General features: G+C 34.6%; 9 protein-coding genes, 2 pseudogenes and 1 other annotated feature. Of the genes and pseudogenes, 4 read left to right on the top strand and 7 right to left on the bottom strand.

From position 1 onward, the window contains the following. Position 1: 1 nt before the first annotated feature. Positions 2–1249: pseudogene (locus ACIG3F_RS06095) on the top strand (IS3 family transposase). Beyond that, positions 276–392, top strand: a sequence feature (AL1L pseudoknot). (Overlaps the previous pseudogene by 117 nt.) Positions 1250–1405: 156 nt before the next feature. Further along, complete coding sequence (locus tag ACIG3F_RS06090; RefSeq protein WP_180072824.1) at positions 1406–1654, top strand: hypothetical protein; 249 nt, start codon at positions 1406–1408, stop codon at positions 1652–1654. Between the two features lie 99 nt (positions 1655–1753). Here ACIG3F_RS06090 and ACIG3F_RS06085 read toward each other — a convergent pair. The 6 genes and pseudogenes from ACIG3F_RS06085 to ACIG3F_RS06060 form a co-directional block, all read right to left on the bottom strand. Next, positions 1754–1903, bottom strand: a pseudogene (locus tag ACIG3F_RS06085) (IS982 family transposase); the annotation flags it as partial. A gap of 92 nt (positions 1904–1995) precedes the next feature. Continuing rightward, the gene (locus ACIG3F_RS06080; protein WP_180072826.1) at positions 1996–2238 is read right to left on the bottom strand and encodes an AlpA family transcriptional regulator; all 243 of its coding nucleotides are present in this window, start codon (positions 2236–2238) and stop codon (positions 1996–1998) included. Between the two features lie 236 nt (positions 2239–2474). Next, complete coding sequence (locus ACIG3F_RS06075) at positions 2475–3707, bottom strand: type II toxin-antitoxin system HipA family toxin (protein WP_286416819.1); 1233 nt, start codon at positions 3705–3707, stop codon at positions 2475–2477. Beyond that, a complete protein-coding gene (locus ACIG3F_RS06070; RefSeq protein WP_167846452.1) occupies positions 3704–3964 on the bottom strand; it encodes a helix-turn-helix domain-containing protein in 261 nt (86 codons plus the stop codon). Before ACIG3F_RS06070 ends, ACIG3F_RS06075 begins: the two co-directional genes overlap by 4 nt. 377 nt (positions 3965–4341) lie before the next feature. Beyond that, positions 4342–4575, bottom strand: coding sequence for an AlpA family transcriptional regulator (locus ACIG3F_RS06065; RefSeq protein ID WP_180072830.1), 234 nt, complete (start codon positions 4573–4575; stop codon positions 4342–4344). Positions 4576–4689: 114 nt separating this feature from the next. After that, entirely contained in the window at positions 4690–5892 is a 1203-nt protein-coding gene (locus ACIG3F_RS06060) for a tyrosine-type recombinase/integrase (protein ID WP_159138851.1), read from the bottom strand. 391 nt (positions 5893–6283) lie between these two features. Between ACIG3F_RS06060 and ACIG3F_RS06055 the strand changes: the two genes are divergently transcribed. Next, the gene (locus ACIG3F_RS06055; protein ID WP_396469602.1) at positions 6284–7528 is read left to right on the top strand and encodes a tyrosine-type recombinase/integrase; all 1245 of its coding nucleotides are present in this window, start codon (positions 6284–6286) and stop codon (positions 7526–7528) included. A 438-nt stretch (positions 7529–7966) separates the two neighbouring features. After that, entirely contained in the window at positions 7967–10243 is a 2277-nt protein-coding gene (locus tag ACIG3F_RS06050; RefSeq protein ID WP_396469601.1) for an ankyrin repeat domain-containing protein, read from the top strand. A 41-nt stretch (positions 10244–10284) separates the two neighbouring features. Here the strand turns inward: ACIG3F_RS06050 and ACIG3F_RS06045 are convergent, their stop codons facing one another. Beyond that, positions 10285–11565 carry a hypothetical protein gene (locus ACIG3F_RS06045; protein WP_396469600.1) on the bottom strand — a complete coding sequence of 427 codons (1281 nt, stop codon included), beginning with the start codon at positions 11563–11565 and terminating at the stop codon, positions 10285–10287. Positions 11566–11582: the final 17 nt, after the last annotated feature.

Here is an 11582-nt window from a genome sequence, read left to right as displayed (position 1 = left end):
GATGAAAACCAAAACATATACCCAAGAAATTAAAACTAGAGTGGTTCAACTTGTCATTGAATCCGAAAAAGATTATCCATCGAATTGGGCTGCAGTTTCTGCAATTGCTCCTAAGTTTGGCTGTACTCCTGAACACTACGTGTTTGGTATTTGAAATATCTAGACAAACAGAATCCAGTCAAAGTACAACAGATTTCAGACCAAGAACGTATTAAACAGCTCGAACGTGAAAATAAAGAACTGCAACGTGCCAATGAGATTTTACGTAAAGCAGCAGCTTTTTTCGCCCAGGCGGAGCTCGACCGCCTACACAAATAATGGTGGATTTTGTCCATAATAATAAGGATCTGTATGGAGTTGAGGCGATTTGTAGAGTTTTACCTATCGCACCTTCTACCTATTATCGAACGTTAGATCTTGCAGATGAGAAGCATTGCTTCGCAAGGGAACATCGAGCCAAGCGAGATCTACATGATCAGCATCATGCTGAACAAATTAAACGAATTTGGAAGAAAAGTTCAGGTCGATATGGTGTACGTAAAGTCTGGCAAAAATTGAAACGTGAAGGCTATGTTGTTGCACGTTGTACAGTTTCTCGATTGATGCAAAAGCTAGGTATACAAGGTGTTTGGCGTGGTAAGAATAAACAAACGACCCGTAGCCGAGATAATCAACAACGAGCATCGGACTTGGTAAAACGTAATTTTAGTGCAGATAAACCTGACAGCCTGTGGGTCGCTGACTTCACGTATATTCAAACAAATTCAGGCTGGGTATATACCGCATTTATTATTGATGTCTTTTCACGAGCAATTGTTGGATGGAAGGTATCGACACGTATGAATACAGATATGGTGCTTGATGCACTGGAGCAAGCCTTGCATGATCGAGGAATGCCCAAAAACGTGATTCACCATATGAGGAGCACTGCTCCGCAAGAGGTGTACAGTATCTTTCTATTCGCTATACCAACCGTTTAGAAGCAGCAAATTTACGAGCTTCAGTCGGTACAACGGGTGACTCATATGATAATGCATTGGCTGAAACAGTGAATGGTTTGTACAAAACGGAGGTGATTGAATATTTAAAAGCAGATTGGCGTAGTTTAGGAGATGTACAACTTGCCACATTAAACTGGGTAGATTGGTTCAATAAAGAACGTTTACATAGTGCAATTGGTTATGTATCGCCCTTTGATTTTGAAGCGATGTACTATGATAAAATTAACCCGTTAGGTCAGGTGGCCTAACTTAAATAAAAAGTCTCCGACAAACCCGGTACGGTTCAAGAAATCCGATCCACCATCACTTTACCACCTAAGTATGGTCTTCAAAAAGACTTCACTTAATATTGATTTGGTATTAGATTATATTAAGTAATACAAAAAAATTTAATGCTGACTCTTATGAAAAAATTTAACTTTACTATTTCTATTCTTGATTTAAGTACCTCAGCTATTTGTATTGAAGATAGATTGTTCGAAGTGGGCTGTAATGATGCTCTAGTATGTTCAACAAATGGTGATATTTATTTAGATTTTATAAGAGAAGCTGAAACTCTCGCTAAGGCTATTAAAAGTGCAATAAAAGATATTGAAATGGCGAGTGCTAAAGGCATTCAAATTAATGTTAACAATAGGCATTTAATACTCTAGGTATTAGTCGAGCAAAGCTGGATTATTGAATTCGGTGACCGCTTAAGCAATCACCTTTAAATTTATGAAAAGCAATTACACAAAATTATTTACAGGCTCTAAAATGACAATGGTCATTGCTTCAGACAAGCTTAAGGCTGACTTTTTCAGCCTGTATTTTTGATCAAAAATCAAAGCTTTCTCTAAAGATTCATTAAATGTTTTGCAGAAATCATCCAAAATACGAAATAATTCGGTAATATGATCCATTGAAAAGCCTTTCTTTATAACATTTTGTCTTGAGAACCAATATGTTATAAATTCAGGGCTTTTTTTCTACTCTTTTTTATATCGAACTCAGGTTATTTTCTTTTACTGAGCTGTATCTGATGCCACTGCAGAATTTCATGATAGTCATAATAAACTGCAGCCTGCTTTGTAATTCCATTTTTTATAGGCTTTGGAAATTCTTTATCTTCAATTGTGTACATCCGTAGTTCATTTAAAGATAATCGCAACAGCACACAAACATCTTTTTTAGTTAGACGAACTGGTAAAAGATTTAAGCTGCTTTCATAGTCAGAGTTTACAGTAAATGGAGGCATCATACTTTCCTCTAGTTTCTAGATTTACCTAAAGCTAGCACTAGTTGAGAAAAATCTCTGTCGCAGGTTAAAAAACTATAAAAACAATCAACATACGTTTAAATATTAATCAAATTTTATTTTTCATCTCTCATTTGCATGCTCTTATATAAATATACCCTTCATTTTTATTCATACGACTAACATAGTGTTAATCAACTGGATGGGGAGAAGTACCTTACTGGCTGCTTATATCACTACTCAAATTTTTTCTTTTTATCGTGGCGATAAGTTTTTACGGAAAAGTTTGAAGTCATAATATTTGATACTGAAGATTCAATAGACTCACGTAGTCCCTCAAACAGTTGTATTTCATTTGAATGTTTAAGATAGTCAATGATGTTGTCACTTAGAAATTCTATTATTTCTTTAGCTCTTCTAATTTTAAAATGACTACTTTCAGCCAGCTTCAGCAAGTGTTGCAAATTAGGAAATTCTTTACTATTAGCAAGTTTCAATGCCATTTTATTGTCGATAGTTGGATAAATTAACGTATGTGTAATATCAAATGGTGGTGAAACAAAGATATTCGACATATCTGGTAAATACTGTAATGCGAAGTTTTTTAGATGCGCATCACCATTGCCTATTAAACAGTTAAATACGATATATTTATACATTTTTTCAACTTCGGCTTGACTGTTTGTATATAAATACGTTGCTTTTAATAGGGCTTCATAACTTCCTGTGTATTTAGCATCTGGATCATTGGACTTTTTCATCAAAGTGGTGAAATCTTCATAGCCTAGTCTTAGACCATCAGCCCTTTTATCAAAGCGTTCAACCACATAAGTTTCTAAATTTTCAGACAAATAAGTTGCTGGTGGCTCAAGCCCACAATGCCGCGCTGCTTCCATACAAACAAATTCATTGACTGTCAGCAATGGAAACTCTGAATCAAAAGACTTTACGATAATATCTTTTTGCTGAACTGTTCTATCTGTTCTGATCGTGCTAGCGCTTGGTATGCTTACTTTAGGTTGCATGCCTGCCAATGAATTTCTTAAATAATACTTTTCCAAAAGCTGCGGAAAAAGGGGGCGATTGCTGTTATAAGACAATATTTCATTAAGAGTTAAAGATTCGACTTCGGGTAGAGTCAGCTCACTTTTGTAAGAAAGCATTCCAATCCCAAGTTCTCCCTGGAGAGCTAATAAGTACATATCATTGACTTTGGCATATCTTGCCAATTTTTCTGCAATAAATCTTCGATTAAAACCTTCGGGTAAATTTTGTGAAAATATAGGGTGTAGAGACCCGGAAGAATAACCATCCATGCCTTTTTTAGTCATTGTAAGTGACACATACTGTTTGTCTTGTGTTGGCTGGTAGTGATGTACTGAACCATAAGTTAGTACACCTAATTCTTCTTGATTAGCACAAACAGTAATATTAGTAATTTTAGCAGGTAGATATGGCTCTGAATTCATTCGTTATCCTCAGAAAACATAGCTTCAATATCATCCCAGTCAGGTAGTGAATGCTGTTTTTGAATCACCTCAAACTGTAAGCCAACGGCATCAAGTACACGTTCAAATATATCAAAAGACCCAGTAAAACGGCCGTTTTCAATCTCAGAAATTGTAGTTTTATTTATATTAGTCCGCTCAGAGAGCACTTGTTGTGTATAGCCAAGTGATTTTCTAGCCATTCGTGCTTTTTCACCAATTTCTACTCTATTTGCCATAGCTTTCTGCCCACCCACAATATTAGCCATATAGCTAATATAACATAATAAAAACCAAATATTAGCTATATAGCTAATTAAATTTTAATGTACTATTTCTTCGATCCTCTGATCGAATGTATTTATTCTGGACTGCCACCATCCTCCAAAGCTGTCCAAGCGTTGTTTATTTAGCAACTTAAGCTACCTTTGTACTGAACTACTACCCTTCTTTTTCGTGGATTGCATAAATATTTTAAAAATTAATTCTTTAGTTCAGATTGTTTTCATCTGAAAATGATCAGTTATCCAATAATTACAACTCCATTTAAAAGATTTCTGATGATTTTATTACAAAAAAAATAGGTCCCCTCAGGAACCCAATTCATTTCAATGACCTACTGTAAATGTGTTTCTTTCCAAAGCATTATTTCATTAAAGTCATAATAAACACCAGATTGTCTGGTTTTTCCAGCCTTCAACGCTTTCGGAAATTTTTCATCAACTGATGAAATTTTACGTAACTCGCTTTCTGAAAATCCTAAAAATAAACATACTTCTTTCTTCTTTAAGCGAAGCGGTTTGAGTATACAATTGTTTAATATCACATCAAACATATTGTCTGCAGACATCTACAAAATCCACAATTATTAAGATGATTTCAAACTAGCATGCTTCAAAAAAAACCTCTGTGTCAGGTTAAAAAAATGCAAAAATAGTAAAAAACCGACTAAAAATTAGCCTACTTAGACCTTAAAGACCTCTCTAGCACCACAAATTTGCTCAATATGATCAGCCCAGAATTGCATAATTCCATACCGCTCCCTTAGATGCGCACCTTTGTCGTAAGCCCCCTTCACGCCAGACTTTAGATGAGCTAATGCAGCCTCTATCACTTGCTCTCTATCACTATAATGATCATTCAATTTTGTAGACGCAATATGGCGAAAACCGTGCGGGTTTTGTCTCCCAAAGTAGCCCATTCTATTTAGTGCAGCATTAAATGTTAAATTCGAGATTGGCTTATTAACACTGTCTCGTGCTGGAAATAGATATTCACTCTCACGTTTTGAAATTGATTTTAAAGTATTTAATAAAGTTAAAACTTGAGAAGATAAGGGTATTCCATGCTCAATCCCTCTCTTCATCATTGAACCTGGTCTAATCCAAACTCGTTCTTCAAAATCAAATTGCTCCCATTTTGCATTTCTCAACTCACCTGGGCGTGGGAACATCAATATGAGTAACTCAAGCCCTATACTGATTTCTGGTGATCGATATTCTCTAATTTTCTGAAGCATCTCTGGAAGTTCATTGATTCCTACATGCTTCATATTATCGCCTTCACCTTTATCAAGAAATTTAGTAATACCGATAAGCGGGTTATAATTTGCTTTGTCTTTAAATACAGCAAGATCATAGGCATTTCTACAATATGATACGAGTTTTTCGATGCGATTAAATATTTTGTCTTCACGTTGCTTTGTTTGAAAAAATTCAAGCCATTCTGCTGATCTAATGTCTTTGAACTGTCTTTTACCAAAAACTGGTAAAAGGTGCTTTTCAATCGATTGAACTTCCTTTTTGAAGGTAGCTGGCTCCCAAGTATTTTTTTTGGTATCAATCCAATCCCTCATTAATTGTTCAAAAAGTTCACTTTGATCTTGCTGAGCTTTTAGCAAACGATCTTGACGAGTAACAACTTGAAGTTCTCCAGACTGATACTTTAAAGTCTGTGAGCGGGCAATTTTTACTGAAACATCCGGATAAGCCCCTAACCCAACCCATGCCCATTTACCTTCATTATTTTTCAAACGAAGTTGCCACGACTTCTTGCCAGAGGTTTGAACTTTCATATAAAGACCAGGAATATCCGAAATACGATACTCTTTATCTTTTGCTTTTATAGCTGCATATGCCACATCTGATAAAAGTTTATTTCTACTCATAATCTCTTGATTACTCAGCTGTTATTAACGATTGTGTATCCTCAGTTATAATTATGTTTAGGGATACAAGCAAGGATACAAACTAGCTGTTCCTGTATGAGTGTATATGAGTTTATAGCAGGTATAAAAAAACCCTTAACTCTATTAGAATTAAGGGTTTAGATCTTATATAAAGCTATATAAGTATAAAATTTGGTGGGCCCAGACAGACTTGAACTGTCGACCAACGGATTATGAGTTCTACAACCCATACAATGACATACAAGAAAAAAAACAAATATATTTTTATATACAATAAGATATGAAACTTTATTTTTCAACCATTGGCCTTTAAAGTTGATTATAGTATCTTAAATATGCTTACTAATTGCTTATTTTTTTTGGTATCTATATGAATTTTACAAAACCAGCAATTGAAAAACTAGAATGCCTATCTGACTCAAAGCCTTCTTTCTATTGGGATAGCTCTACCAGCGGTTTTGGGGTAAAAGTAACCCCAAACAATAAAAAGACATATATCTTTCAGGGACGTGTAGGGTCTACAACACGACGTATAACTATTGGGAATATTAAAGATTGGCGACTAACTGAAGCTCGTGAAAAAGCTAAAGAGCTTGCTGTAATGTGTACGCAAGGGATCGACCCCAAAGTTGAAAAAGATAAACGTATTAAATCAGACCAAGAATATCTTAAGACTGAAAAACGAAAAGAAACTTTATTCAAAGAAGCTTGGAATATTTATCTTGAAGAAAATAAAGAAAGATGGAGAGAACGCACCTACCTTGATCATTTATTACTATCAAAAGGTGGATTTGATGAAATCAAAAAATTTCACTATAAACCTCAGCCTATTTTTGAATTATTAGAAAAAAGGTTATCAGATCTTGATAACAACTTTTTTTCTGAATGGCTTCAGAATAATAATTACCGAGAAACTACAGCTAGTAAAGCTTTCCGTCTCGTTAGAGCCTTTTTAAATTGGTGTGAAGAAGATGATAGATTCCAAGGAATAGCACCTACAAATGCAATTAAATCTAAAAAAGTAAGATCCAAAGTAAAGCCAGTTCAAGCAAGAAAAGATTGCCTCCTAAGAGAACAGTTAGACATATGGTTCTCTACCGTTCTCAATTCTCAAAATAAGGCCTTGGCTACATTTTATATTTGTTGTCTATTAACTGGGGCCAGAAAAGATGAGTTTCTATCACTTACATGGGAAGACTTAGATTTTAGGTGGAAAACGATCCATCTGAAGGATAAAGTTGAAGATAATGGGCGTATTATACCTATGACCAAATACGTAGAAAAATTACTACGTGACTTAAAAAAAACCAGCGATTCATCTTATATATTTAGCAGTAATACCTCTGCGACGGGATACATCGTTAATCCTTACAAAGAGTTTAAGAAAATCTGTAATGAAATAGATATTCAGCTAACAATACATGGTCTTAGACGTTCATTTAAATCATTGGCAGAATGGGTAGATATTCCTGTAGGTGTCACTGCACAAATATCTGGACATAAACCAAGTGCTTTAGCTGAAAAGCACTATACCGTTCGCCCCATGGATATGTTGCGAGGGCATCTACAGAAGTATGAAAACTGGGTATTAGAACAAGCCAAAATTAGTTTTTAAAAATTAAACTCCATTCTCTCAGAGGAAGAAAATCTTGCATTTCTATATTCTTCGATTCATAGCAATTTCGCTATGCACGCGAAGGATAATACTTCATGCACATTCAATACAACCGCCCACCATCATCCCATCCTGGCCCTGGTGGCAATTGGCCAAGTACAACAGGTCGCCCATCAGGTGGTGGTCGTGGTAATGCCAAATAATCATTAAGGGGAGCAATCCCCTTAATCCAGGATTACCGATGAAAAAGTACAGTAATGACAAAGAGCTGAACAAATTTATTCGGCAACTTATTAAGGATGGTGTCGCATCTTTTAGACCTGGTAAAAAACATGATTTTTTGCTTGTAAACCAAATACAGAAGATTACGATACCAGGTACACCTAGTGACCGAAAAGCCTATTTAAACTTTAAGACAGATATACGCAGAGCTTTACAATGCCAAAGAATACCTTTCCAACAACTATAGAAATTGTTCGTGATTTATTTAGTCACATGGATACCAAGAGCCAACTCTCGGAGACAGACTCTAAACACTCTAAACACTTAGATGGTTCATCAAACAAACTATTCACTTCACACTATGATGTCGACTTATTTTTGGAGCAGTTGTGCCCAAAAGAGTTTTCAGAACGTACAAATTTGCAATTTATAACATTGCTTAAACGCAATGTGTTAGAGCGTTATAATGCAATGCTATTACATGCTCGCTTAACTGCCTTGATGAATGTTGATTCTATCCGAAATTCACTATGGTCGAATTACTTAGTTCCATCTCTTCATCAACTCATAAGCTTTTGTATTACACAAATGGGGATCACTAAGCACTGGAAAGGAGAAAACTTTATTCAAGAAAGCTTAAGCTATCTAAAAAATAATGATGAAAACTTTGCTATTTTTTGGAAAAGTGATGATTTAGATCCTGATGAGAAAAATTACATCAGCAAATTTGGTCGCCCAGATGCATTACCTACGCCGTCGACCTTAAAACGCCTATTTTTGACCAATACGGAATCATCGCAGACGCATTATGAATTGTTGTGTTTTGCACGCTTGCTACAAGCCTTAAAAATTAAATATGGGTTCTCATTGCAACATGGAAACTTTATCCAGTTTTTGGCCGAACAACACAACCAAAAATTGAAGTCTCATCGTATTTCGCAACATGATACCCAAGCTCTTACATTTAGAGTGATGGCTATTGCCAATGCACAAACGCATTTTCCTTTTTTAATGGAAATCCCTCTTTCATATCAAAAACTAACTCAAGTATTTTTTGATAAAACGCATGTTAAACGTATTGATCAAACCGATGCCCGTTTAGCATCAATTGTCTATAGCTCAACAGGTGAGACAACTTTTCAACTCAATACATTGATGATAAACCAAATAGATAAATACCTTACTGAGCACCAAGAAGTCGGTCATCTTCTTCCATATATACATTGGGCTAAAGCAATTAATTTGGTATATCAATATCAATTTAAGGAAGCACTCGCTGAATATGAACTATGCTTGGATGGTTTGTTATATCGTGATATGCGTTACTTAGAAGTACTGCTGAATGAGATGCTTTGTATTGCTTCACTTGTGGAAAGCCAAAATAAACTCATTGGAAAGATTTCAAATTTAGCGATCCAATTTAACCTGAAAGTTGGAATCTTTGATCCAATTGAACGCCCTGACCGCTTTAAAACCGACTTTGTTTTTGAAGAATGGGAAAAAGAAGCAACCCTAGTTGGATTCTTTAAATGTTTTAATGCCGAGACGTTTAGCGACAAAGGTATTGAAATTAAGAAATTAATTCCAAAAATCGGCAACCTTGCAGTTCCTATGGATATTAGCCCTGACTTTAAAAAAGTGAATGCAAGCATTTATATTGATATTGAACAAAGACGTAAATGGCCTCAACTTCACTACTTTGTCGCTATCGGAGATTTTTCTACAGCTAGAAAGCTTATTGAAGCTGGCGCCAACATAAACACTTTAACTTCAAATAACGAAAGTATTGTGCTGTTGGCATTAAACCATATTACAGCTAAATCTGATGAAACATATGCATTCATCCAATATGTATTCAAATGTGGTTTTGATAAAGAGCTTTTAAATAAGCGTACAGCGAAAAAGCAGACTTGCCCCTTAAACTTCGCTGTTGAGAAAAATCTACCAAAACTGGTAAAACTCTTATTGGAGAATGGGGCTAATCCTAATATTACAAGTCTTTATGGTATTTCTATGCTTTACGAAAACTTAGGTGTGATTGGCATATTAAATGGTCATAAAGTTGAACAAGCCAATGATAAATATCTTGCAGATTCGATTAGACGTCACTCTAACGGTGGTAGCGATATCGAAAGTTATAAGCAACTCCAGAGCCTACCAAGCCATGACCCTAGAAAGGTATTATTTGAGGAGGTGAAGCGAATCTCTCTTGGAGACAAGAAAGTTTGCGATGCCTACGAGATTTTCGAGTTACTTTTACAATATGGTGCCGATCCAAATCAAAATACAGCTCAGTATCCAATCAAAGGCTATACACCCTTCATGCTAGCCGTTGAAAAAGATAATGCTTATGCTGTCGATCTGATGCTAAAGCACGGCGCACAATTGGAACAAAGCTATGTAAAAGCTGATGAGGGACGCCGTGTTTTCTTATATGAGATCGCGGAATTTTTCAAATCTAACCAAGCTAAAACATTAATTGGCATAGCATGACTTATACCCCCTCTTTTATTTCATCCAAAGAGGGGGATGCTTTATTTAGAAAAATTAGCACTTAACCTATTCAAGGTATCAAGATTAAAGAATTTCATTGACACCAAAATCTGTCGAATTTTAGCACGCTTATAAGCAATTACTTTTTGATATTCAAAAATATTATCTTTTTTAAATAATTCTTGCTTCAACTGTGTTGAGTAAAACAAAGTGTCATACAATCTTCTTATAATATAGTAAATGTTTGTTGATCTTACTTCTTTTAAAGACTGTTGTCTTGGAGTAACTATTTTTCTAGTCGAGTTAGTATCACCTAAAATTCTATTATTTATTTTCACACCACTATAGGCCAACCAAATAAATATTAAATTTACTAAATTTTTATTTTCAAGTGAACCATGAATTTTTTCAAAATCTGGACCAATTTTAGTTTGACGTTGAAACTTAAAATATGCCTCTAAGAAATCTTCTACCTGGTATCCTATTTTTTCTTTGGAAACCCCATCCCCCATAGACAAATTATTGAACATTTGTTCTACAAAAATATTTTCAGGCAATGAAAAGTTCAAATCAAAATTAATATCATCAAACATTTTTTCAATTAAACTATTTACCTCACAACTAATTCTATAAAATTCATCGAACTCAATTATTGATCGATTTATAGAAGAATTTATAATTATTTTCTCCCATATTGAATCCTCATTATCAATAAGTTTATTTCTCTCAATGTAATTAAATAAAGCTTTATAAGCTCTATCTGCCACCTGCATTATTTGATTCGAATCCAATATTAAATTTTCAGCATTTGGGTTCTGAGATTCCATCCAATCCATTTCATCGGATTCATATTGATGGTATAAAAAATTAAATTGATTTTCGATTTGCAATGTTAATTTATAAACTCCATTTTCGAATGTAGGAGCAATTGTTTCATCTTCCATCATTTTAAGAAGTTCTTCTTTTTTATAAATCTTTTCTTCAAATTTTTTTAAAATATTAAGTCTTTTTTTATAATTACTTCGTGCAATATCTGAAAAATTATTTGGGTTTAATGAGTTATCAAATTGAGCACTAGCATTTTCCAATGATGGCTGATCTAAATAATCGGCTTTTAACTCAAAGCTTAAGGTTCTACGCCATTTATCACTAAACCCCTCATTCAATAAGTCATTTAATACTTTTTTGACTTCTTGAAAAGATTCAGATTGTACTGGAAGTATATCATTTACTTGAGTTGGTTGAAGACTAAGTATAGATGCCATAGCATTCGTTACACTTCTATTTTCCAACTCAATATCACTAAAATTTTCTTTTGACATTTTAATATTCCCATAGT

Source organism: Acinetobacter sp. NPDC052428, assembly GCF_044547685.1.
In the GTDB taxonomy this organism is placed as follows: Bacteria; Pseudomonadota; Gammaproteobacteria; order Pseudomonadales; family Moraxellaceae; genus Acinetobacter; species Acinetobacter lwoffii_G.
The sequence above is the reverse complement of the archived record's forward strand: the minus strand, read 5'-3'. Positions and strand labels throughout refer to the sequence as shown.

What these genes read in the sequence shown, in the direction of transcription:
- ACIG3F_RS06090 (WP_180072824.1), top strand. Translation starts at nt 1,406, where the DNA reads ATGAAAAAATTTAACTTTACTATTTCTATTCTTGATTTAAGTACCTCA.
- ACIG3F_RS06080 (WP_180072826.1), bottom strand. Translation starts at nt 2,238, where the DNA reads ATGCCTCCATTTACTGTAAACTCTGACTATGAAAGCAGCTTAAATCTT.
- ACIG3F_RS06075 (WP_286416819.1), bottom strand. Translation starts at nt 3,707, where the DNA reads ATGAATTCAGAGCCATATCTACCTGCTAAAATTACTAATATTACTGTT.
- ACIG3F_RS06070 (WP_167846452.1), bottom strand. Translation starts at nt 3,964, where the DNA reads ATGGCAAATAGAGTAGAAATTGGTGAAAAAGCACGAATGGCTAGAAAA.
- ACIG3F_RS06065 (WP_180072830.1), bottom strand. Translation starts at nt 4,575, where the DNA reads ATGTCTGCAGACAATATGTTTGATGTGATATTAAACAATTGTATACTC.
- ACIG3F_RS06060 (WP_159138851.1), bottom strand. Translation starts at nt 5,892, where the DNA reads ATGAGTAGAAATAAACTTTTATCAGATGTGGCATATGCAGCTATAAAA.
- ACIG3F_RS06055 (WP_396469602.1), top strand. Translation starts at nt 6,284, where the DNA reads ATGAATTTTACAAAACCAGCAATTGAAAAACTAGAATGCCTATCTGAC.
- ACIG3F_RS06050 (WP_396469601.1), top strand. Translation starts at nt 7,967, where the DNA reads ATGCCAAAGAATACCTTTCCAACAACTATAGAAATTGTTCGTGATTTA.
- ACIG3F_RS06045 (WP_396469600.1), bottom strand. Translation starts at nt 11,565, where the DNA reads ATGTCAAAAGAAAATTTTAGTGATATTGAGTTGGAAAATAGAAGTGTA.